The 24,673-nt window shown below is 57.7% G+C and carries 15 protein-coding genes; 6 read left to right on the top strand and 9 right to left on the bottom strand.

The features are described 5' to 3' along the window. Positions 1 to 11: 11 nt before the first annotated feature. Positions 12 to 2,474 (bottom strand): glycogen/starch/alpha-glucan phosphorylase, encoded by a 2,463-nt coding sequence (locus tag Mal65_RS02015; protein WP_145293185.1) that lies wholly within the window; start codon positions 2,472 to 2,474, stop codon positions 12 to 14. 356 nt (positions 2,475 to 2,830) lie between these two features. Then, the gene (locus Mal65_RS02010; RefSeq protein ID WP_145293183.1) at positions 2,831 to 4,420 is read right to left on the bottom strand and encodes an MBL fold metallo-hydrolase RNA specificity domain-containing protein; all 1,590 of its coding nucleotides are present in this window, start codon (positions 4,418 to 4,420) and stop codon (positions 2,831 to 2,833) included. Positions 4,421 to 4,653: 233 nt separating this feature from the next. On the opposite strand from Mal65_RS02010, the gene Mal65_RS02005 reads away from it, so the two are divergent. Then, complete coding sequence (locus Mal65_RS02005) at positions 4,654 to 9,657, top strand: WD40 repeat domain-containing serine/threonine protein kinase (RefSeq protein WP_145293181.1); 5,004 nt, start codon at positions 4,654 to 4,656, stop codon at positions 9,655 to 9,657. 71 nt (positions 9,658 to 9,728) lie between these two features. Here Mal65_RS02005 and Mal65_RS02000 read toward each other — a convergent pair whose 3' ends face one another. Further along, positions 9,729 to 10,952, bottom strand: a complete 1,224-nt coding sequence (locus Mal65_RS02000) for a hypothetical protein (protein WP_145293179.1) — start codon at positions 10,950 to 10,952, stop codon at positions 9,729 to 9,731. A 501-nt stretch (positions 10,953 to 11,453) separates the two neighbouring features. Between Mal65_RS02000 and Mal65_RS01995 the strand changes: the two genes are divergently transcribed. Beyond that, positions 11,454 to 12,920: a nitronate monooxygenase gene (locus Mal65_RS01995; protein WP_196784496.1), complete on the top strand. Its 1,467-nt coding sequence runs from the start codon at positions 11,454 to 11,456 to the stop codon at positions 12,918 to 12,920. A gap of 46 nt (positions 12,921 to 12,966) precedes the next feature. On the opposite strand, the gene Mal65_RS01990 is transcribed toward Mal65_RS01995, so the two are convergent. Next, positions 12,967 to 13,176, bottom strand: a complete 210-nt coding sequence (locus tag Mal65_RS01990) for a dodecin (protein WP_145293177.1) — start codon at positions 13,174 to 13,176, stop codon at positions 12,967 to 12,969. Positions 13,177 to 13,489: 313 nt separating this feature from the next. Here Mal65_RS01990 and Mal65_RS01985 point away from each other — a divergent pair, with 313 nt between their 5' ends. Next, positions 13,490 to 14,272 carry a 3-keto-disaccharide hydrolase gene (locus tag Mal65_RS01985; RefSeq protein WP_196784495.1) on the top strand — a complete coding sequence of 261 codons (783 nt, stop codon included), beginning with the start codon at positions 13,490 to 13,492 and terminating at the stop codon, positions 14,270 to 14,272. A 139-nt stretch (positions 14,273 to 14,411) separates the two neighbouring features. Then, a complete protein-coding gene (locus Mal65_RS01980; RefSeq protein WP_145293173.1) occupies positions 14,412 to 15,410 on the top strand; it encodes an aldo/keto reductase in 999 nt (332 codons plus the stop codon). Between the two features lie 63 nt (positions 15,411 to 15,473). On the opposite strand, the gene Mal65_RS01975 is transcribed toward Mal65_RS01980, so the two are convergent. The 4 genes from Mal65_RS01975 to Mal65_RS01960 all read right to left on the bottom strand — a co-directional run bounded on the left by Mal65_RS01975 (position 15,474) and on the right by Mal65_RS01960 (position 22,114). After that, positions 15,474 to 18,170 (bottom strand): PVC-type heme-binding CxxCH protein, encoded by a 2,697-nt coding sequence (locus Mal65_RS01975; protein ID WP_145293171.1) that lies wholly within the window; start codon positions 18,168 to 18,170, stop codon positions 15,474 to 15,476. Positions 18,171 to 18,243: 73 nt separating this feature from the next. After that, entirely contained in the window at positions 18,244 to 19,089 is an 846-nt protein-coding gene (locus Mal65_RS01970) for a hypothetical protein (protein WP_196784494.1), read from the bottom strand. Further along, a complete protein-coding gene (locus Mal65_RS01965) occupies positions 19,089 to 20,552 on the bottom strand; it encodes a GumC domain-containing protein (protein WP_145293169.1) in 1,464 nt (487 codons plus the stop codon). The genes Mal65_RS01970 and Mal65_RS01965 overlap by 1 nt, the downstream gene beginning before the upstream one ends. A gap of 125 nt (positions 20,553 to 20,677) precedes the next feature. Next, on the bottom strand, positions 20,678 to 22,114 hold the full coding sequence (locus tag Mal65_RS01960) for an oxidoreductase (RefSeq protein ID WP_145293167.1): 1,437 nt from the start codon (positions 22,112 to 22,114) through the stop codon (positions 20,678 to 20,680). Positions 22,115 to 22,375: 261 nt separating this feature from the next. Between Mal65_RS01960 and Mal65_RS01955 the strand changes: the two genes are divergently transcribed. Further along, positions 22,376 to 23,230: a helix-turn-helix domain-containing protein gene (locus tag Mal65_RS01955; protein ID WP_145293165.1), complete on the top strand. Its 855-nt coding sequence runs from the start codon at positions 22,376 to 22,378 to the stop codon at positions 23,228 to 23,230. Between the two features lie 63 nt (positions 23,231 to 23,293). Here Mal65_RS01955 and Mal65_RS01950 read toward each other — a convergent pair whose 3' ends face one another. Further along, positions 23,294 to 23,629 (bottom strand): FliM/FliN family flagellar motor switch protein, encoded by a 336-nt coding sequence (locus Mal65_RS01950; RefSeq protein ID WP_145293163.1) that lies wholly within the window; start codon positions 23,627 to 23,629, stop codon positions 23,294 to 23,296. 266 nt (positions 23,630 to 23,895) lie between these two features. Here Mal65_RS01950 and Mal65_RS01945 point away from each other — a divergent pair, with 266 nt between their 5' ends. Then, a complete protein-coding gene (locus tag Mal65_RS01945; protein ID WP_145293161.1) occupies positions 23,896 to 24,669 on the top strand; it encodes an NRDE family protein in 774 nt (257 codons plus the stop codon). Positions 24,670 to 24,673 lie beyond the last annotated feature (4 nt).

Genomic DNA, 24,673 nt, shown 5'->3' with positions numbered 1-24,673 from the left:
GTCGCGGCTCGTTAGGCCATCGGCCCGACGTTCCAGATTTCGTCAGCGTATTGCTGGATCGTACGATCGCTGCTGAACCAACCGCTGCCGGCGGTGTTCAGAATGCTCATGCGGTCCCAAGTTTCGGGATCCGCATACGTCTCGGAAACCTTCTGTTGGGCATCGATGTAACCGCGAAGATCGGCGATCGTCAGCCACGGGTCGTGGGGGTTTCGCAGACCCGATGACAAGACATCAAAGATGCCCGGTTCGCTGCGGTTAAAGTGACCGCTTTCCAGCAACTGCATGATCCGCTGGATATCAGGGTCGGCGGCGATGATTTCGTTCGGTCGATAATCCAATCGAGTCTTTTGGACGCCATCGGCATCCAGACCGAACAGGAAGAAATTCTCTTCACCCGCGTTTTCACGGATCTCGATGTTCGCACCATCCAGTGTCCCGATCGTCAACGCACCGTTCATCATGAACTTCATATTGCCGGTGCCGCTGGCTTCTTTACCGGCGGTGGAAATTTGCTCGGACAACTCCGTCGCCGGGCAGATGATTTCCATCGATGACACACGATAGTTCGGATAGAAAACGAATTTCAGCAGTTCGTCGGCGCGGCGATCACCCTTGATCGTGCTGGACACGTCGTTGATCAGCTTGACGATCAATTTAGCCAAGTGATATCCAGGTGCCGCTTTGCCACCGATCAGGACACAGCGGGGCACCATGCCTTCGGTATCGCCACGCATGATGCGATCGTACAGGTGGATCACGTGCAGCGTATTCAACAACTGACGCTTGTATTCGTGGATCCGTTTGACTTGAACATCGAACATGGCGGACGTGTCAAAGGCGATGCCGGTGCGTTGCATCACGGCTTCGGCCAAACGTTCTTTGTTCGCCTTCTTGATCTCACGCCAACGCTCGCGGAACGAAGCATCACTGGCATAGGGATGCAGATTCTTGATCAGGCTGAGATCGTTTTCCCATCCGCTGCCGATCGTTTCGTCCAAAAGCTGACGCAGGCCTGGGTTGCAGTGAGCCAGCCATCGACGTTGAGTCACGCCATTGGTCTTGTTGTTAAATTTCTTGGGCCACAGCGTGTAAAAATCGTGGAACAAACCGTTCTTCAGCAACTGGGTGTGCAATCCGGCAACACCATTGACGCTGAAGCTGCCGACGATGGCCAAATACGCCATGCGGATGTGTGGGTGATCGCCTTCTTCGATCAAAGACATCTTGCGACGCATTTCCGTGTCGCCGGGCCACTTCTTTTCAACATCCGCCAGGAATCGGGCGTTGATTTCGTAAACGATTTCCATCAAGCGTGGTAACAGGTGACTGAACAGCGACACTGACCAACGTTCCAGCGCTTCGGGCAACAGGGTGTGGTTGGTGTAGGCCATGCACTGCGTGGTGATCTTCCAGGCCTGATCCCATTCCAAACCATGCTCGTCGATCAACAGACGCATCAGTTCGGGAACGGCACACGCGGGGTGTGTGTCGTTCAATTGGAAGCAGTGTTTGGCGCCGAATTCCGAAAAATCTTCGCCATGCTGTTCGACCCACTGGGCGATGACATCCTGCAGGCTTGCCGAAACCAAAAAGTACTGTTGCTTCAGACGCAGTTCTTTACCGTTTTCGCTGGCATCGTTGGGATACAACACCATGGAAATGTTCTCGGCCAAGTTCTTCTCGGCAACCGCCTCGGTGTAACTGCCGGCGTTGAATTCGGTCAGATTGAACGCGTCCGACGCGGTGGCTTTCCACAATCGCAACGTGTTGACCGTGTCATTGCGATAACCGGGGATCGGCATATCGAACGGGACCGCGGTGATGTCGTGACAGTCGGCCCATCGGGTCCGTGCTTTGCCGTTGGCGTCGTGATAATGTTCCACGCGACCATAGAAATGGATCTGACGCGCGTCTTCGTGTCGCTCGATTTCCCAGGGATTGCCGTCCCGCAACCAGTGATCGGGTTCTTCGATCTGACGACCATCGCTGATGCGTTGGTTGAACATGCCGTATTCGTATCGGATGCCATATCCGACCACGGGCAGTTTCAGGTTGGCACAACTGTCCAAGAAACAGGCAGCCAAGCGTCCAAGACCGCCGTTCCCCAGTCCGGCGTCATATTCCTGCTCGGCCACTTCCTCCAGACGCAAACCGTACTGGTGAATCGCCGCATGTGCTTCTTCATCGACGTCCAGATTCTGGATCGCGTTGCACAGCGATCGTCCGATCAAGAATTCCAGCGACAGGTAAAACACCTTGCGTTGGTCGCTGTGGTGCATCTTGGCCTGGGTTCGACGCCACGAATCCACCAAACGATCACGAACGGCCAGAGCGGTCGCGCGGTAAACGTAGGAAGGGTCCACCGGTTCGGATTCGCAGCCCAACGTGATGTTCAGATGGCGACGCAGTTCAAGAGGAAAGTCAGCCAGCAGTTCTTCGGAAGGATTGGAATCAAGAACAGGCGTGGACATGCGGAACTCCGCTTGGCAAAAGGATCAACGAATATCACGGTTCCGATAGTCGACCAGAAAACCGAAACCGATTGTGCGGTGCAAGTCGAATCGTCCGATTCGACCGTTAGGAAAAGCTAAGTCATCGGAAGTGTTGGAGTCTGAGAACGGCCCGATGTCAACGCAGTTTTTGTCGGTGCGAGCGATGCAGTCCTGACAATCCCTTCGACCGCGTCGACGGGCGTACCAGTTTCCATTGGAACAAACCGAACCGTCGGGGTGCGTTGGTGCCATAAGCCTTCGTTTAGGGGAACCAGAGTCGACCCTGGCTTGCCGGCCCCGACGCTTGACCGGCCAAATCCGGCCCGAACGGGCCCCTAATCCAGGGCACGACGCACACGATCGATCATCGCATGCCGCGTCGCCACGTCGTCGGTCGTTTCCAGCCGTCGCCCCAATTCCAAAATGAAGGCGGCATAGTCGTTGTACCAGTCACGCCGCAATTCCGCGGTATCAATTCGGTGCTCGGCTACGCCCTGCGATTTGACCTTTCCGGCGACCAGTTCGAACACTTCGTCGAAACCGGGGGCATACACGCTGTCGGCATCCCAGCCTTTTTCGATCAACAACTGACGAAGCGTTTCACGGGCGTCATCTTCGCCGTGATTCAAGAAGATTGCCTGGGACACATCGCCCCGCTGCAGAATCCAATCGATCAGTTCGCCTTGATCGGCATGTGCGCTGTAGTTGCCGATCCGCCGGATCGCAGCGGCGACGTGGTACTGTTTTCCGTGGATGCGAACATCCTTGGCACCGCTGGTGATGATGTGCCCCAGCGTGCCGGGTGACTGATATCCGACAAATAAAATCGTGGCTTCTTTGCGAAAAATATTGTTGGCCAAATGGTGCTTGATCCGTCCCGCGGTGCACATCCCACTGGCCGATATGATGATCGCGCCCTTGGTCACTTTGTTCAGTGACTTGCTTTCGTCCACGCTTTGGACCAGCCGAAAATTGGGGTGGCGGAACAGTTCCGCGGCGGGCAATTCGATGTCTTCTAAATCACCCGCATGTTTGATGAAGACCTCGGTCGCGCGGCGTGCCAGGGGCGAATCCAAATACACCTTGGCATCGGGAATCTGATTGGTTGCCAGCAAATAGCCGATGTCGTGCAGTAGTTCTTGGCTGCGTTCCACCGCAAACGACGGGATCACGACATTTCCGCCGCGGTTCAGCGCGGTGGTCAGTTCCTGTTTCATCGCTTCGCGGCGATTTTCCAGGGTGTAGTCTTCTCGATCGCGATTGCCATAGGTGCTTTCGCAGACGATGTAGTCAAAGCTTTGCGGGGCATCGGGTTCCGGGTGAAACGCCTTTTCCTCGGGCCCCAAATCGCCGGAAAACAGCATCCGCAACGGGCGGTCCGATTCTCCGGCTTCTTTCCCGTCGATGCGCACTTCGATCGACGCAGACCCCAACAGGTGGCCGGCGTTCCAGTACCGGGCCTCGATCCCCTCGGCCACGTTGATCCATTGTTCGTATTGGACCGTTCGGCATAACGCCAAGGCTTTGGACGCATCGTCTTTGGTGTAGATCGGTTCGAGCAAGTCCAGGCCCATGCGTCGACGTTTCCGGTTCAAACGTTCGACATTGGATTCTTGGATGTACGCCGAATCGGGCAACATGAATTGCAACAGGTCACAGGTTGGCTCGGTTGCAAAAATAGGACCGTCAAAGCCTGCTTTGACCAGCTTGGGAATCAAACCGCTGTGGTCGATATGGGCATGGGTCAGCAACAGGAACTTCACCGAATTCACGTCAAACGGAAACGGCTGATAATTCAGATCCTGGGTGGTCCGGTTTCCCTGGAATAAACCACAGTCGACCAAAAAGGCACTGCCGGCAGTCTGGATCAGTGAACAGGAACCGGTCACGGTCCCGGCTGCACCACAAAAACGGATGGTCGCCATGCAGCGAATTCCTTCGAGGGTCGTTGGAGAAGTCGCGATTCAGAAGAGTCGTCAAATGTATCGTGGAAATCTCTGGCCGGGGACCGTAGCGACGCACTACAATGACCTCCACAAGAGGGGGTTGCAAATCAGGATGGACCGCAAACGAAGCAGGACGATTCGGCGTCTATTGATTCAGGATTCATTCCACAGGTACGTCCAAATGCAGGGCACGCACACAGGATCGGGGCGAAATGTCTGATCTGTCCTTTGATTCCAAACCGGACATCGCGTCGGTCGTCCGCGAATTCGAAGACGCACTGCGGGCGGGTCGCCAGCCCCGGATCGAAGATTATCGACACTTCGTCATCGATTCGGCGCGGCCCGAACTGATCGCACAGTTGAAGGCGATACGCCAGAGAGTTGAAGCCGAAAAGCCCCATCGCATCGAACTGCCCGCCAACGGTGCCGCCGAACCAAATGCCAATCACATCCGCCCCAACCGTCACGGCGAAGACCTAACGACCATTCGCACCCAAGCGGGCTCCCTCGCGTCGTCCACCCCGGTCGTCGGCAATCGGACGGTCAAAGGCACCACCACCGCGGCCGATAGCGGTTTGGGACGCGTCGCGGTTCCCGAACAGGTCCTGGGCGGCTATCGACTGGTTCGTGAAGTCGGCCGTGGCGGGATGGGCGTCGTCTTTGAAGGACGCGATGTCAAACTGAACAAGCGGGTGGCCATCAAAGTGCTTCCCTATGCGTCGACCATGAGTGTGTCGACGCGAACGCGTTTCGAAAACGAAGCCCGCGCCGCGGCGCAGTTGGATCATCCCAACATCGTTCCGGTCTATGCGTTCGGCATTGACGAGGGCACGCATTATTATTCGATGAAGTTCATCGAAGGCCAGAACTTGTCCGAGTTGATCACGTTGATCACCCAAACGATTTCACAATCGTTACGCAAGAAGCAGCAAGACGGATCGACCCAGGCCGAACATCGCGAACACGTGCGTCCGGATTCGGACACTTATCGATCCGCAGGATCGACACGATTCACCAGTGCCATCACGTCCAAAGGCAGCACGGGTGACCACGCATACTTGGTCGCATTTGCCCGCGTCGGCCAGCAAGTGGCTGATGCACTTCACTATTCGCACAACCGCGGCATCGTTCACCGCGACGTCAAACCATCCAACCTGTTGATCGATGAGGAGGGAAAGGTTTGGGTTTCCGACTTTGGCCTTGCACAAGTTCAGGGCGAAGCCGGTGTGACCCGTCCGGGCGACATGGTCGGCACGCTGCGTTACATGAGTCCCGAACAAGCTTACGCACAGCGGGTCGTGGTCGATCATCGCGCCGATTTGTTTTCGTTGGGCGCGACGTTGTACGAATTGTTGACGCTGCGACACGCATTTGATGGTCGGACCCGCAGCGAGATCCTTCACCAGATCGCCTTCGAAGATCCTCCGTCGCCCCACAAGTTGAATCCAAAGATCCCTTTGGATCTGGACACGGTGGTGATGAAGCTGTTGTCCAAGAATCCGGATGACCGTTATCAAAGCGCAGGCGAATTGGCCGAAGACTTGGCGGCTTGGCAACGCAACGAGCCGATCAAGGCGCGACGCCCAAGTTTGATGAAGCGAACACGCAATTGGGCGCGGCGACACCGAACCATGGTGATCGCCACGTCGTCGGTCGCCGCCGCTTTCACACTGGCCGCCGTCGGGTCGATGGCTTTCGCGATTCAGGTCCAAAAGAAAGCGGTCATCGAAACGCAACAGCGAAACACGGCCCTGACGTCCGCGCTGCGAAGGTCGGAAGGCCGTCGCTTGACCGCCCAAGCGTCACTGGAATTGGACTCCGCACCACGTTTGGCCATCGAACTGGCGGCAATGGGGGCGAAACTGGCCCCCGGCCCGGAAGCCAACAACATCCTATTGTCTGCCATCGATCGCAATCACGAACGTCTGCTGATGCGTGGTTCCGATGCGCCGCTGGGCTGCATCACCTACAGCCCCGATGGCAAATGGCTGGTCACCACCGGTTGGGCCGGCGACATCACGCGGGCAAATGAACCCGCACGACTGTATGAATCGGATACCGGAAGCCCCGCCGGTGTTTTCGGTCAGGGGTCCCGCGTTACTTCGGCAACGTTTTCCCCCGACGGGACGCGACTGTTGTTGGTCCAGGACATTGACGACACGCCGACCGTTTCAGTTTGGGACGTGCGTCGCCAAGTCCAATTGGCCGAATTACCCGGCGCGATCGCCGACCGCGTGGATCGCACCGCTTTCAGTCCGGTCGACGGCCCAACCAGGATCGTCATGCCGGCACAGAACAATACTTTCCACGTGTACAACGCCGCCGGCGATTTGTTGCAAACGCTGACGGGACACGCGGGAGCAGCCCGGTACGCCACATTCAGCCCGGACGGTTCGCAAATCGCAACGATCGGGGGCGACGACACGGTGCGAATTTGGGACGCAAAGACTGGTGAACCGCTGCGTGTGCTGGACGAGTGGAAATCACGACTGCCGGGACTGGACTTTGATCTGGTCGACGGTGTGGAGTTTCATCCCGACGGAACATCGCTGTTGACCAGTTCGTCCGTTTTGGGATGCGACCTGTGGGATCTTTCCACCCTTGATCGCCGCCCGATTCATCACAAGGGCGTGGGCACGTTCAGTCCCGACGGGCAACAAATCGCGGTCGTCATCACCGACAACGTCACCGTCGTCAACGCACAAACACTGGATACCATGTGTGCATGGTCGACGCCCGGCAATGTTGCCGACATCGATTTCAGCCCCGATGGAAATTCGATCGCGACGTGTGGCGACGATGAACGAGTCCAGCTCCGTGACAGCCTTTCGGGTGACTTGATCGCCGAACTGAAGGGACACCAGAAGTACATTGATGATGTCGCTTTTCATCCAAACGGTCAGCAACTAGCCTCCGCGGCTCGCGACGCGACCGCGCGCTCGTGGTACTGTGACAGTGGATTGCACCGGAGCCGATTCGCCACAGGCGTCGAAAGGGCGAACACGGTGGTCCGATTCGCCCCCGACGGTGCAACGGTTACCGCGACCACGACCCCGCGCCGGGGTACGAGCGTTTTTGATGCCCAGACCGGACGCCATGTCACCACGGTCAGCGGCAATCCATTCTATGCGTATCCAGAATCCAACAGCGGATCGGCCGACGTTTTTGCCACCGGCAGTGCGCACCAGATCACCGTCTGGGACAAGTCATCGGGCGAAGCAATCGCTTCGTTGGACCGACGCCTGGAAGGCATCAAAGACCTGCGGCTTAGCCGTGACGGCAAAATCGTAGCGGTCAACGCCGGAGTTCAAAGCGGCTTGTGGCACTGGGAAACCGATCAATTCCATCGCTTTGAAGACGTGCGAATTGATAGCCTGGATTTTTCACCGGATGGGTCCTCCGTGATAACGTCGTGCGACGATAGCACCATCCAACGGTGGGACACATCCGACGCCACGCTTCAAGCGACCGATTCGATGGATTTCGTCATCGAACGTGTCCGCTACAGCCCCACCGGCGAACAGATTCTGGTTAGCGGCGAAGACTTTGAACTGCATTTGCTGGACGCAAAGGATTGGAATTCGGTCCGACGTATCGACCACAGTGACAAACGCTTTTATGAGTCCATCTTTACTTACGACGGACGCTATTTAGTCACCTACGAATCCATCCGCGGTTCGCTTTACGCGTGGAACTGTGAAACGGGTGAACTGGACGATGAAGTCGATCACCCTGGCGGTCTGATCTCCGTCGCCACTGATTCGTCGAAACCGAAACTGTGGGTCGGCAGCGATCAAAGCGGACTTTATCAATGGCAAATCGGGTCGGGCGAATTGCAACCAGTGCAGGTTTTGATCCCGACAGATCCGCAATCCGAAACCGCCACCAAGATTCAATCGGTCGGGTCGCTTTGCGTGGATTCGGACGGAAGCATCATCATCGCTTCCCACCCACAGCATCGCAGCACGGTGACACGTCGCCCACGTCCGGGCGAACCCGTTCGCATTTCGATGTTGGTCAAGATTCGCGAAGACGGAACCGTTGTTTGGCATCAAAAGCTTCACGACCACGCGTTACTGCGTATTCGAAACGGCCGCAACGATTCGATGATCGTCGCGGAAGACGTTCAGTTCGGTGCCGAACGATTGGACGTCGATACGGGTCAAGTCATCACGTCCTATCGTGGACACGCCGCACCGGTGTCGTCGATCCATCTGTCGGTGTCGGCCCGTCAGGTCGTCACCACCAGTTGGGATGGATCGGTCGCCGTATGGAATCTGGAGACGGGCGATCTGATTGACCGAATCGATCTGGGGGCGGACCCGATTCTGGTGTCGGCGATCAGCGATGACCAAAAACGATTGGCGTATGGAACCCGCGCGGGACAAGTCGGCGTGATCGATTTGGCGGAGCGGCGCATTCATCCCTTCGGCCAGTTGGAACAGCCCATTCGCCAGCTCAGTTTTGCAGCGTTTGCCGCACGTTTGGTCGCCCGCGACGACGGCGGTGATTGGCGAGTTTGGGATGTCGCGTTGGGACAACCGGTCACGATGCCTTTGGCCGAAAGTCGGCTATCAACCGCGATGTTCCAACCCAATGGCAGCCAGCTTCTGGTCAGCGGTTCACCGCTGGGCGGCCCACCTGTGGCGGCACCGCAGCAGATCATGCCCGACGGACAATCCCAATTGCTTCCGAACTATGATTCGCGTCCCAAGCAACTGTCCTACGGTCCCGACGGCCGTTCGATCTTGGGAGTTTATGGTCGCCGAATTCGAATTCTTGACACCCAGTCCAGTGACGATCGTTTTGCCAAGTCCATCGATTGGAAGACACCGATCGATGGATACCAGTTGCTTCCCAATTCGGGTCTGATCGCGATTCGTCATCGGGATTCGATCGGCGTCTATCAAACCGATGGGCGCGAAGTGATTTCGGCCCATGACGACTTCACATTCCAGTCGGCAACGGCGGTCGGCCAACTGGATTTGATCAGCCCCGACGCACGCTGGATCATCAGCATCGACCGCAGCGGACATTGGCGACGCATCCCGGTCGATCCCTCCACCCACGCGGTGCGATTGCCCGAGCGTCCGTTGAACGCAACGGAGCAAGCCCGTTACGGGTTGGACGATACCTGGCAATTGCTGTCACCGGTCGGAAAGACCGCACCTGACGGCGTCCCGCGTGACGATGCCGTGGATGAATCGGCACAATAACGCGGTCGACGACATCGGTTCTGATCGCACGGGCACGTTGCCAATGGGCCCGGCGATCGAACGACCGGTTTCTATTGGCAATCGGTGCAGGACTTTGCACCACCGACGGACGCTTTACCGGCACCGGGCATCGTGATCACGGTGCTTTCGCACTGATCGGGGTCGGTACCACCGTGTTGGTCGGCCAAAAGCCGTGCCGCTTCCATCGCCGTTGCGCATGCCAATTCATCCGTGCGGCCATAGCGTGAGGTCACGATTTCGGTGTCATCGGTGGCCGTACAAGTCGCCCGGCAAACGGACTGATCGCCACAACGAACGCGGTCGGAATTCTGTATCGCTTCGCATCGAACCGATGGGCGGATCGTTACGTTTTGTCGTCCCAGGTCCTCCAAGGTTGCTTTCAGGTCTTTCGCCGCGGCGATCGCCTTGATGAAAGCCAGTGCCGACAACCCGTGCTGTCCTTGGACCTCTTCGTCATACACCGTCGCCCCGTCGGCGGATTCCGACGCCACACGCAAATAGCATCGGTTGATCATTGAGAACTGAATATCACGCCGGAAGGTCCCCGCCGCGATACCACCGTGGGCTTGAGCAAGCGTTTTGAAACGCGTCAGTGCATCAGCGGCGTTTCGGCGTGTCACTTTGAAGGGAAGCTGCGTGTCGACACCAATCGCGGACAATGCGTAGTCCATCGACAGCACCGGATCGACCGCCACATGTTTGACCCCATCGACATCAAAGGACCAACGCAGCTGTAGCGGTTTCGGCTTGTCCTTGGATTCTTCGTCTTCGGTGCAGTCCACGTCGGTACATGGGGAAGTCCCATCGGTGCAACAGGTCAAGACTGCGGTGCCTTCGTAGCAATCACACTGGATGCTTTGGCAAGACGCCAACGCTGCTGCTTCGCAATCATCACAGTCATCGCCCGTCGCAACGGTGTAGTAATCTTCACAGACGTACCATTCACCTTCGATTTCAATTTGGCAAACGTAAGTCATCCAACAGGTGACCGAATCCGATTCGATCAATTCAATTTGCGGTGCATACGTTTCCAAGTCGGGCAGGGCGTCACGGAACTGCTGCAACAATGCATCGGCAAGCGAGGGGACAAGATCCTGCAGGATCTTCTGCAGGGACGTTTCCACTTTGGTCGCGGTGGGTTTCGATTCGGCGGTGTTCGCATCAGCCGATTCGTTCGCCTGGTCGGCGACGGCCGGATGCAAAACGATGCCGAGCCAAAGACCGGCAAACAAGATCGTGCGTGCCGCAAATGCGGTGAATTTCTTCGGGTTCATCAGGTGACTTCTACGACTCATTTCGTGGTGCACGGACAAGACAAGCCCCACGTCCGAGTGCGGGGGTGCGGCAAACCGCCGCTGCACGGAGTGTAAGCGGACCACCCAGCGGCGGTCAAAATTTACGGGCTGCTCAAAGTGTGCGGATGATTGCCCGGACGGCTCAGGTGCGGCGGCTTGTCGCTGGAATGGACGATGTCAAGTACCGTGACATCGTCTTGCGAACGAACGGCCGCGGAAAACACGTGATTTGTGAAGAAGTCGCCAAGCTAGCAAGGCGGGGAGACAAAACAATTGCAAAACCGTTGCGCGGCATCGGTCCTGTGAAGGGTCCCGCATTCATAGACTTGTGTTATCACCGTGATCGGGAACCGGCCTGGCGGACATCGGACGCTTGCCACCTGGAACCCCATCCGCGGCGGTCGGCCGGCGTTGCGTGTCATCCTGTAGCGACGCTCGAGGAAGCTGGCCCAGTTTTCACCACAGCTAGGAGCGCATGTCGTGTTTTCATCCGACGCCACTGCACAAGAACCCGTTCTGATCCAAGGTGGCATGGGTGCCGCCGTGTCCAATTGGCGGCTCGCCAAAGCGGTTGCCATGACCGGGCAATTGGGTGTCGTTTCGGGGACCGCGATGGACGTCGTTTTGTCGCGACGTTTGCAATTGGGCGACCCCGGCGGACACATGCGTCGGGCTCTTGCGGATTTCCCCTTTCCCGAGATGGCCCGACGAATTTTGGACAAGTTCTATGTGCCCGACGGCAAGGCGGCCGACCAGCCGTTTCGCGGCGCGATGGTGATCACCGACACGCCGACGACGTCACAGTTGGAATTGGTGGTGGTGGCAAACTTTGTCGAAGTCTGGCTGGCCAAAGAAGATCACGACGGCCCGATCGGCATCAACCTGTTGGAAAAGATTCAAACCCCAACATTGGCATCCCTGTACGGCGCCATGCTCGCCGGGGTCGATTACGTGCTGATGGGTGCAGGGATCCCGAAATTCATTCCCGGTGCACTGGATCGTTTGTCGCGTGGCGAAGCGGCCGAATTACCGCTGCACATTTTGGACGCCGACCAACCGGTTTATTCGCGTTTCGATCCCGTCGCTTTCGGTGCCGGTGAAATCACTTGGCTGAACCGTCCCAAATTCTTGGCCATCGTCGCATCGGCAACGTTGGCATCCATGCTGGCCAAAAAATCAACGGGCAAGGTCGATGGCTTCATCATCGAAGGCCCAACCGCCGGCGGTCACAACGCGCCGCCGCGTGGCCGTACGGAGTTGAACGATCGCGGCGAACCGGTTTATGGACGACGCGACGTGGTGAAGCTGGCGGAGATCGCAAAAATCGGACTGCCGTTCTGGTTGGCAGGATCTTACGGTTCGGCTGATGCGATCGAACAAGCCATCGCCGAAGGCGCGACCGGCGTCCAGGTGGGAACTCCATTCGCGTTCTGTCAAGAATCAGGACTGAGCGACGGAATCAAAACCGAAGTCATCCAGCGTGCTCGTGAAGGCAAGCTGGACGTTCACACCGACCCTCTTGCTTCGCCAACCGGGTTCCCGTTCAAAGTTTTGCAACTGAACGACACGATGTCCGAGTTGCCAATCTACCAAGAGCGTAAACGCATTTGCGACCTTGGATTTCTGCGACAAGGCTACGTGCGTGAAGACGGCAAAACCGGCTGGCGTTGTCCTGCCGAACCCGTCGATGACTACGTCCGCAAAGGCGGCAAGGTGGAAGACACCGTCGGCCGAAAGTGCGTCTGCAATGGCTTGCTGGCCGATATCGGATTGGCACAAACGCGCAAGTCGGGCGAAACCGAATTGCCGTTGGTGACAAGCGGCAACGACGTGGTGAACATCGGCCGTTTCCTGCCGAGCGACGACGCCACCGCTTACAGTGCTGCCGATGTCGTCGAGACGCTATTGACGAAAATGCCGGCAGCGGAAGTCGCCACGACGGTCTAGCCGTCGTGGTTTCGGTTCGTCCGTTCCGCCATGCAACAAAGGCAGGTTACTGATCCAGATTGAAACCAATCTTGATCGTCACTTGCCATTCGGACACTTTGCCTTCTTCGATCAACCCGCGGGTTTCGGTTAGTTCAAACCAACTGAGTCCGCGGACGGTGCGTGACGCGTGCGTGATGGCGGTTTCGACCGCTTCTTCGATCGAAACCGGAGATGTTCCGGTGACTTCAATCTTCTTGTAGGTGTGGTGTGACATAACACTCCCCTCAGGATGTTCAGGAAAAACGGCATGCGGAAACGCGCCGCGGCGTCCCCTCTTTGTACCCTCGACGCCGCTGGCCCGGGACGCCAGCCGGATCGCTGACCGACCAACGCGACGTTTCGTAGCAGGGGTTCGGGCATGACAACGGCGACATCAAGTATGATGGCGGTCCGGCGGTGTCGGCCCGTGCGTTTTTTCGCCGGCGGCAACCGCAAAAGCAATCTCTGTGTTCCGCCGTCCCTAGCCGCACCGGCTTCGTTCCGCGATACACCATGCCTTCGCTTTCCCTATGGGTACCCAGTTCACCATGTTTCGCTGCTTCGCTGTCCTGACATTCGTCCTCTGCGGCAACATCATCGTTTTTGCCGACAAGCCCGAACCTGGAAAATGGACCTCGCTGTTCAACGGCAAAGACCTGACCGGCTGGACCCCCAAGATTCGCTATCAAGAAACCGGCGTCGATCCCTACAACACCTTTCGCGTCGAAGACGGTTTGCTAAAGGTCCGCTACGACCAGTACGACAAGTTCAACGAAACCTTCGGGCACTTGTTTTACCAGGACGACTTTTCCAACTATCGATTCCGAGTCGAATACCGATTTGTCGGCGAACAATGCAAAGGCGGACCGGGATGGGCTCTCCGCAACAGCGGCGTGATGATCCACGGTGAACGCCCCGAACAGATGACCAAGGACCAAGATTTTCCAACATCGATCGAAGTCCAATTGTTGGGTGGTGATGGCACCAACGATCGAACAACCTCCAACTTGTGCACCCCGGGAACCAACGTGTTCTATCAAAACAAGTTGTTCTTGCCGCACTGCACCAAGTCGTCGTCAAAGACCTATCACGGTGAACAGTGGGTGACCGCGGAGATCGAAGTCCGCGGCAACAAAGTCGTCAAGCACATCTTGGACGGCGATGTCGTTCTGGAATACCAACAACCGCAATTGGATCCGCGCGACGCCCACGCCAAGGAACTGAGCGAGAAAGCCGGCGGGCTGATGCTGAGCGGTGGTTCGATTTCATTGCAATCCGAAAGCCATCCGATTGATTTCCGCCGTGTCGAAATCATGGTCTTGGAAGACTAAATTCTGCGGGTTCCCTGAACGATTCCGCCACGACCATCCGTGCCAACCGCATCCGACGCGACTCGTCGTCACGACCTTGGCGGGTTGAATCCGTCGGCCGATCTTTCCAATTAACGCATGACGCATCATTGCTTTGAACATGAATCATTCTGACGCTTCTTCAACGGACCTTGTCCTGGCCGATGGCAGCAAGTTGCCAAAGGTCGGTTTGGGATTTTGGAAGATCCCCGGCGACCAATGTGATCAAGTCGTCTCGACCGCAATCGATCTGGGTTATCGCCATTTCGATTGTGCTTGCGATTATGGAAACGAAGCGGAGATTGGTGCCGCGATGTCCAAACAGTTTTCCGGCGGATCGATCGGTCGCGACGAACTGTGGGTGACCAGCAAGCTGTGGAACACGTATCACCGCCGGGAACACGTTCGTTTGGCGGTGGAGAAAACGCTGCGGGATCTGCAGCTGGATTATTTAGACCTGTACCACATCCACTTTCCGATCTCGTTGGAATTTGTTCCCTTCGAAGACCGGTATCCGCCCGCTTGGTTCTTCGATCCTGATGCGGAATCACCGGCGATGAAACCGGTCCAAGTGCCGATCCGCGAAACATGGGCTGCGATGGAAGAACTGGTCGACGCAGGCTTGGTCCGACATATCGGGATTTGCAATTTCGGCGTCTCACTGATCCGCGATTTGATCAGCGATTGCCGCATTCGGCCTTCGGTTCTGCAGGTGGAACTTCACCCCTACCTGACGCAAAACCATCTGGTGCGATATGCGCAAAGCGAAAACATCGCCGTGACGGCGTTTTCACCGCTGGGTGCCAAGAGCTATCAGCCGCTGGGGATGGCCGAAGCATCCGATTCGGTCTTGGACAATCCGGTTGTGCAACGCATCGCGGAAGAAACCGGTCGATCCACCGCTCAAGTCGTCCTGCGGTGGGGCGTCCAACGAGGCACGGCGGTGATTCCCAAAAGCCAGCAGGCGGCGCACTTGGCGGACAATCTGAATCTGTTCGATTTTGAGTTGACCGAATCACAAATGGAATCGATCAGCGGCCTGGATCAACATCGCCGGTTCAACGACCCGGCCGTCTTTTGTGAAGCCGCGTTCAATACGTACTATCCGATATTCGATTGATCCCTTCCTATTCGATCGCAACGGACGAATGATTGCGGCACTGTCGGCGCCTCGCGTTGGTGCCTATTTGCGGGACGCTAAGAACGCGATCAAGTCACGAAACTCGGTGGCCGTCAGATTTTGTTCCAGTCCGGACGGCATGACCGATCGTCGTGACGCTTGGTAATCTTCGACGTCATCGCCCTCGATGCGTCGCATCACGCCGTCGGTCGACATGATCTCAATCGCGCCACCGGCTTTCTGGTCGATCTGCAACCCCGTCACCACCTGGCCGTCGGCGGTTAAGATCGTCCAGGCTTGATACTGCGGCGCAAAGTCCGCTGACGGATTCAGCACCGATCGGATCAATTGCGAACGATCGACCGACAACGCGATACGGCTAAGGTCGGGCCCCAAGGTGTCGTCGCGTCCGGAAAGCGAATGACATTTCGCGCACGTCGCATGGTTACTAAGAAACACTCGACGCCCCGCCGCCGGGTCGCCGCCAGATGACGCGTATCGCAGCCAGTCGTCATGCTTCTCCGGTCGGTCATCGGCGGGTCGCCCCAAAGCCATCGCGAAGTGACGCGTGACGGCATCGGGCGACGTCAATGATGTTTCCAATCGACGTTCCGCAGCGGCTCGCACGATCGGATCGGCAATGAAGGACCGCAGTGTTCGCGCCGCTTCTTCGGCAACACTGGGCTGTGCGTCATCAAGCAACGACAGCAACGGCTTGGGATCCAGTTCCGGGTCGCTTGCCAGCATCAACAGTGCCTCGCATCGCAGTTCGGACGACCGTGACGCATCCATCGCGACGGTCATCAGGCACTCGCGTGACCTTGGGTTGGTCAACTTGCCCAGAACACCGATGGCGGCCATGGCCGCGAGGTGATCGGTCGAATGAGCCGTCTGGATCAATCGATCGGCCGTCGAATCGGTCAACGGCGGCTGCAGCCGCCTGATCGCGATCGCGCGGACGGCGGGCTGAATGCTGGAATCCCAGGCGATTCGGCGGACCAAGGTTCCCACATCCTTTTTGGGCAGCTGTTTGGCTTTGACAACGCGATGCTCGAAGGCTTCGGAGAATTCAGACGTCAAGATTTCCGCTGTCGCCAGATACGTCTCCATCAGGACGGGTGTCGTGTTGGCGGGCCGGATGGAACCTTCGATTCGGTCTTGAAGTTCCACCAAACGATCTTCACCAGCCCAAATCAGCGCAGCACGACGGATGATCGGGCTGGTATCTGTAAGAAAACCATCGACGATCCGCATCGCTTGATCGGGTGAAAGCGTCGCTCGTCGTGATGCCAACAACGACGCCAAACGAAGCTTCGGGTCCGATGACGCGACCAGTTTTTGCCGCAACGCTGAATTCTCCGGTGAAGCAAGCTGCATCACACCAAGGTGATTCTGGAAGGGGTCTTCGGTCCCCAGTGCATCGATGATCCCTTGGTTCGATTCCGCAATCGATTCTGCTGCTTGGCGAAAACGATCGCCGGCATTGTCTGATGATCTCGAGTCCAACATCGGGCGTGGCGAAATCGCATCGGTTTCGGTCCGGGTCGATGACAGTCGCCAAATGCGGCCGCGTCCATGATTGGGATAATCCACCTGGACCCAATCCGTGAAAAAGACATCACCACCGGGCCCCACATCAAACGCCACCGGACGAAAATCGGTGTCGCCCTGAATCAATCGATCGACGTCAGCAGTGACGGAGATTCCCTTTGGCCGCATTTGATGCCATTCGATCGTGTTTTCTGTCCAGACGCTGACTAGCAAACTGTCGCGATACTTCGTCGGAAAATTCGTCCGTGACAGATCCAACAAATCACACGGTGCTTCGCCGGTGCCACTGATGTAGGGCAGGGTACCCGGCGGATCGCTCAGCGGATCGCCGTCCCAACCTTGATACGGATGGGTGCCGCTTCCTCCATGCAGCGAACGGTATCCGTAATCACCGCCCCGAACGACGTGAATCAGTCGATTCGGTCCACGAGCATCCGGATCATTGTCGACACACAGCAGACGCCCATTTCCGTCGAACTTGATTCCAAACGGATTCCAGAATCCGGTCGCGTATTCGATCAATCGCCCGCCATCGGCGTTGGAGCGCATGATGTTTCCGCCATCGCCGTAGCCCCGAACTTCCGTGCCGTCGGAACCCACCACACGGTACGCTTGGCCGCCCAGATTGCCTCGCGAAAGGAACAGGTTTCCGTCGGCATCGAACGTGATCCCCAGCAAAGCGTTGTGGGAATAGCGTCCTTTCGTTTTGACATCGATGATTCGCTGTAGCCCGTCACAGCGGCCATCCCCATCACGGTCGGGCAACCGATAGACCGACCTGGCACACACGGCATACAGATCTCCCGCCGGCGAAAACGCGATCGTCAATCCTTGCACCAAGCCATCGGCAAAGATGGTGACCGATTCGTAATCGCCGTCGCCGTCTTCGTCGGCGAAAACCTTGATGCGATCCGAATCGGGCCCCGGATAATCTGCCGCGGCTTCGTGGGTATGCGATTCCAAGACGAACAAGCGGCCCGAGGCATCAATCGCCAGACCGATCGGCGTCACGATGTCGGGGTCCGACGCGATCAACGTCAGCCGCAAATCGGGATCAGCCACCATGGGTAAGGTCGTGCTGTCGGCGGCGACCGAAACTCCAGCAAACCACCAAAGGAAGCAGCAAGCCCCAATTCCCAACCACCAACGCATCATCACACCCGCACCCACAAATCCCGCTCGCAACAAATCTCCGATACTCAGCGACACGTGTGGTCGCCCGGAGTGCCGACGATTTTATCGGATGCCACCGCACTGCATCTGATTGCGCCCGGGCCGCGGCTCAGGTGGAAAGTGGCGGGTCGGGAAGATTCAGCGATCCTTGCATACGACCGGCCAAGTTGGTCGTGATGATCTTTTGCCAGATCTTGCGTGACAGCCCCGTGGTCAACTGTTCGACCTCGCTGGCAGCGGCCACCGCAACGGGGTCGTCGAATCGCGTGATGTACAGCGCCGCGATCTTCCCGACCAACGACAGCATTTCGGTGCAGTAATCCAGGTAGCGTTTCAACTGCAGCGGGGTCATCGTCGTCCGTGGCGAATGATCCGTGGCCAACCAATTGGGCATGGCCCGTTCGGGATCCTTGGTCAATTGGTGCATGTCCACGACGTGCGCCAAAGATCGCAGTTCATGAATCGCCGTCAGAGCGCGCTGACGTTTGATGCGAGCTTCCAGGCTGATCAGAAAATAGATGGCGGCCGTGATGAAGATCATCGCACTGATACCGGCATCAAAGGTTTGGATGATGTCGGTCAACCGCAGTTCATCCGTATCGACCCCGAACAGCACGATACTTTCGACCACCGTGCCGATGATCAGCGTGAATAAGACAAAGGCCAACAAGTATCCAGACCAGCGGATCGACGGGATCGGCCGGCCGATAAAGTCCGACGTTTGCGACGCGGACTGGGCCACTTGCAGCAGTTCGCCACACAAATTGGCCAAACCGGAATCTGGAAAGCGATCCTGGATCCGCTTTTCCAGTTTGGCAACGGTATCAACGATGCGATCGTCGCGCAGAATTCGATAATTGCGTTGCAAAGAATCGCGATTCTTCGCCGGTGCGGGCGGCGGTGACTGCGGTTGTCCAACAGTCGTCACATCTTCGCTGGCGTCAGAATCGTTCATCAGGTCCGCGGCTTGGCGCGTCGATCATTGGGAAAACTTTGACCGCCGCCGGCTTCACTGCCGGACGAATGATCCGACGCACGGCGACCGCCCAGGTAATCGCTCCAGCGACGACCGTAGGTCTTACCCGATGGCCCCGGTGCGATCAAGAAAACGATGCCAAGACCGAACATCAGCCCCGCAGTCGTCGAGCCGGCGGTCAGCATGGTTCCCGACATACTGATGGGTGAATCGCCCACTTGGGGTGGCCCCAGTTCGGCGATCAAGTTCGTCGACAGCGCAGCCGATCGACTGGCACGTGCTTCGGCCAGGGCGGCTTCGGCCGCGGCAAATTGCTCGGTGCGGTTTTTCAGTTGTGCGTCCAGCTTTGCATAGGTCGCCCGGATTTCAGCCAGGTGAGCCAGCTTCTTGGTCAAATCGGCTTCTTGCTGACGCAAACGATTGACGCGGTCGCGTGCCAATTTCAGTTCCGGTTGCATCCCGCGAACCACCGCGGCCGCCTCCTGCTGCAGACGACGTTTGATCTCTTCTTCGACGGCCATGGCGACACGTCGTTTGGGGTTCAGCACGGTGTGGTTTCCGGCCAGCTTGCTGGTTTCCAACTGGGCATCGATCAAGCCTTCCTTCAATCGCTGCAGCGAAGGTTGGCTGGACATCAATTCGTCACCACTGATCAACAGCTTTTGCGGATCCGATGCCCCGTCGACCAACAGCTGATGAAAAGCTTCCAGCTTGGACAGCGCCAACTCGGCCGCTTGCCGATCGCTGGTCGTCGTTTCCAACGTTCGTCGGCTGGTTCCATCGCCGCTGATGGTGTCGTTCAGGTTTCGCAGTTCTCCCAAGTCGATCCCGGATTTGACTTCGATCTCTTGGATCATCGTCAATGCTTCGTCCAGGTTCTGTCGCGCCAGATCACGCGCGTGGGTCAGTTCGACAATGATGCTGTCGGCACGGACACGACGCACCTTTCGTAGTTGTTCGGTCAAGTTGTCGAACAGGGCGCCACAGAACGCGACCGCGCGGTCAGGCTTCTTGGCTTTGACCGACAGATAGATCACTTCGCTGCTGCCGAATTCGCTGCCCTGGGGTGCGACGAGATTCACGCATTGGTCGGCCACCGTTTCGATCGTCTTGACGCTGGGCCAATCGTCGGCGTGGGATCGTTTGTCGGGACCGATCTGGCGCAATGCCGCCGCAACCACTTCGGGATTCTTGGCCATTTCCAAGATGGTTTCTTGGGCGGCTTTCAATTCATTCTGGCTGGCAAATCGCCCCAGTCGGTCGACCGAACCGGTCGCCTCGTCGCGGATCACCAAGGGCTGTTTGGCCGACCAAACGTCGTTGCTGAACAGGGAATAACTGAGCCCGAACAGTCCGAACAACACCGCGGCCCCGCCCCACAAAGGCGAAAACAGGACCAAGACGTTGCGGATGTGCTTCCAAGGAATCGGTGCAGCTGACATGACCGTCGACAAACTAGCGGATGAAACAGAACCTCTTTCGAAACCTAGGTTGCAATCCGCGTCACGTCGGGGGGGAATCCACGAAGCCAGTGGATGTGAGCATCATCGACCGCTGATAACGATTGTCAGGATTCCGCGGACGCCTGTTTGATCTGTTTCAACTGATCCCGCTCGGGGCGGTCTTTGTAAAAGCGGTCCAGTGGATAACACCCGCTGACCATCCCGTTGCGTGGTGCGGTGGTACAGTCGCTGAACGTCCGACAAACCTTCTTACGCTGCCATGCTTGACCGGTCAGCACGTCGTCGGGAAGTTCGGGATACGACAGGACCATTCGTCCCAGACCGACACTGTCGACCATTCCCTGCCGAACGACCGCCTGGGCAACCCCGGGTAACCAGTCTTGAAGATACGTATAGCCCGATCCGACCAATGTCATGCTCGGGTGCATCCGCTTGAGCGCCGCGGTGGCTTGGATCTGACGCGTCACGCCGACCAGCGGGTCCTCGGGCGGTTGGTAACCGTCGCTGGGCGGAAAATAGGCTGGACGCTGGATATGCGGGTTGTAGTAAGGGCTGCCGCACGTCGTACAAACCATTTCAATGCCCAGTGATTGCAACAGTTCCATGAACTGGCCTGGCTGCGACAGATCGATTCCCAAGCCATTTTCGTCGCCGCCAAAAGCCAAGCGTGGATCCCCGTCGGCATCGGGAACGCCGATGCGGTCGTCACCGGGCACATAGGGCAGAAAATCAAACACGCTGACGCGGACACCGATCTTCATGTTCCGCGTCGCCGATCGAACGCCCTGGACAATGTCTCGCAAGAACCGCGTTCGATTTTCGAAGCTGCCGCCGTACTTGCCGGATCGGTCGACGCCGGACAGCAATTCATGCCCCAAATATCCGTGACAATGTTTGACGTCGACGAATTGAAATCCGATCTTTTCGGCCATCACGCTGGCTCGGATGAAGTCGTCGACCAAGGTCGCTAGCTCATCATCGGTGATCAGGCCGGAATCGTCCTTGATCCCCAGACGCCGGTCCAGCGCCGGGTTTCGCTGTGCCGCCCGTGGTTCGGGTTGATCCTTGCGATTGGGCCGCGCGAATCGTCCCGAATGAGTTAACTGCAAACCGACCAACAGGTCATCGGTGGTGTCAAAACGTTCGGCGTGGGCGTCCAACAGCGTTTGTCGCAGGTCGGCGATCGACGACAGATTGTCTTCGTTGATCAACAGTTGATTCGGGTTGGCTCGACCGTCGTGGCGGACCGCCACCGCTTCACCGCCCCACATCCACTTGGCACCACTGATCCCGAAATTCTTCCAGCGGCGATGCGTCAAATCGGTGGGCTTGCCGTCGGTCGTCCCGTCCCAGCCTTCCATCGGCAAAATGCAAAACCGGTTGCCCACCGTCAGCCCATCGACCTCAATCCCGTCCGCAAGTGGGCTGTCCGGTCCCGAGGCGACGTCGGCGTCACAGGGCAAATCCAGGCCCAATTGGAACAATCGGGCGGTGAAAGCGTCGTGGGTCTTCAGGGCGGCGATTCTTGGATAAGTCGACATCGGCGTGGGCATTGGGACAAGCGGCAAGCCGGATCGTGAACCGGCGGGGCGGACAGAGGCAGCGGCATGATCGTACTTGCCCCGGCCGGGCAGGTCTTGGATGATCAGGTGAGACCCGAAATTGGCAATTCGGGCAACCGGGCGATGCGACGCGGCCTGACCGTTTCGGTCATTCGATCGGTCGCTCGTTGGCCCGCCGTCGGCAACCGCTGACACCCGCCTTCCAACCTGCCGATTCTTGAATCCCGATAGGAAGCCTCGTTGTCGGATCGACGCACCAGCCGTCCAGTCGATGAAGTGTTGCCGGACTTCGGCGTCTTCGTTTTCGAAAGCCACCACACCGGTGACTTTTCGATGGACTTTCGGTCGCATCGTTTCGTTAAGCTGATTTACGTGCTCGAAGGCGCCGGCAAATTGGAAACCCAATCCATCACCAAGCCCTTTCAAAGTGGTGATGTGATCGTGGTGCCGCCGGAACTGCGTCACCGTGTCGTCGATGCACCGGAACAGCCCAGTCGTCTGTACGTGGCTTGCATCAGCTTGAATTTGTTGCGATTCGATTCGGCGATCGCCAAACGGTTCGCGTTCTTCGTGTTGGGCGATCCCCACCTGACCACCCGCGTCGCGGTCACCATGCGGCGGATGGTTTACCGCCAGCAGACCTTGGACGATTCGATCAGCCTGTCGATGGTCGCCGACGCCCTGCGGTTGCTGGAATCGGTTTTGGATCCGCGGACTCATGTTCGCAAACGCGTCGCGCGGGGCATGACGCGGGACCAAGAATCAATGCGCCGCTATGTCAGCTATTTGGAAGACTATTTCTTTGAAGCCACCACGATCGATGAGGCCGCGGCCAGTTTGGGGATGTCACGGCGGCACTTCACGAAATTGTTCAGCCAGCGAACCGGGACGACTTGGTTGAACTTCGTGCGGGGCAAGGCCGTTGACCATGCCAAGAAACGGTTGCAAGACACATCGATCCCGATCGCCTCAGTCGCCTTCGAATGCGGCTTCAATGATCTGACGACGTTCTATCGCCAATTCAAAAAGCACGCCGGAATGTCACCTGCCAAGTACCGCCAGCAGTCCGACCAGGCGGAAGATTCCGATCGCTGAATCCATGTCATGGGGCGGCAACCGACCGCGCGATGACGATCCATTCGTTTTTGACGGCGTTGATCAGTCTTCGACGACGGGGCGAATGATTTCGCGAATCCGCATCCCAAACTTGTCACCGATCTTGACGGTTTCACCGCGTGCGATCGGATGGTCACCGGCTTCCAAGGTCAGCGGTTCGTCACAGTGGGCGTCGAACGTCAGCATCGAACCGGGTACCAGAGAGATCACCCGGCTGAGCGGCACACGTGACCGAGCCAGTGTCACGGTCAGAGGCGTCTGAATCCGCAGCACGCGATCCTTGTATCGCGACACCTGCGAATCACCGCTGGGCGCCGCGTCAGGCTGCACAGCGGCGTCGATTGTGTCGGAGTCGATGGAATCAGACGTTTCGGACATCGTGGGGTCTTGCCAAACGGGCGTCGACGACAGTCAGCGTCAATGGTGTATCGGCCAAAAATGCGGTGTATCTTGCCCAGAATGCAGAAAACGGCCTCATTCGCCCCTAAAAACACGTCCATTTCCCAACAAAACCCCCTAACAGAGGGTGGGGTACGCCTCTTCGCGGAGATAACATTGGACCCGTCGAATCGAGCTCCGGGGCAACCCGGACCGTGCCGGCCGCGAAGATAACTTCACCGATCTTTGAAATTGAAAGCTGCGAGATGTGCTTACTGGCCGTTCAGTACCGTCTGGTCCCCGAAAGCCCCATTTTGGTTGCCGCTAACCGCGAGGAATACATCGATCGCCCCAGCCAATTACCTTCCATTCAATCTGGGAAACCTCGTGTCTTATGCGGCATCGACCAAAAAGCCGGCGGCACGTGGTTGGGCGTTAACCAGAATGGCTTGTTCGTCGGACTGACCAATCGCGCGACCGCATCGCCGTTGTTCGGTCAACGATCCCGCGGTTTGCTTGCATTGGATTTGCTGCGATGCACTTCGGCTAGCAAGGCCTTGGCCAAAGCGGAAATGGAACTGGACAAGACGCGGTACGAAGGCTGCAACATCATTGTGGCCGACGCCCAAGCGGGCTACGCGATCTATGCCGAAGAACAAGTTTCGGTCGCTCCCTTGCAGGAAGGCCTGAACATCATCGGCGCCCGCGACTTGAACGACCCGGAAGACCAACGGGTGCAAATGGCACGTCGACTGTTGACGCTTCAGACGCTGGATTCGCCGGTGAAGTTCCTGGCCGTTGCCAGCCGCGTGTTCGCTCGTGCCCCGGTCGGCCCGGGTCGCCCCAGCATGGTCGTCCGCAACGGCGATTACCAAACGGTCAGCAGTTCGCTGATCGCTTTGGGCGTCAAGCCTCGCGATGCGATCTATCAATTCAGCAGCGGTGCACCGGATCAGTCGAAGTACGAGGACTATTCACCGATGCTGCGTGATATCCTTAGCCGTGGTCTTCGTGAAGCACGCACCAAAGCAAGGGTTTAAATCG

This window comes from Crateriforma conspicua (assembly GCF_007752935.1).
Classification (GTDB): Bacteria; Planctomycetota; Planctomycetia; order Pirellulales; family Pirellulaceae; genus Crateriforma; species Crateriforma conspicua.
The sequence above is the reverse complement of the archived record's forward strand: the minus strand, read 5'-3'. Positions and strand labels throughout refer to the sequence as shown.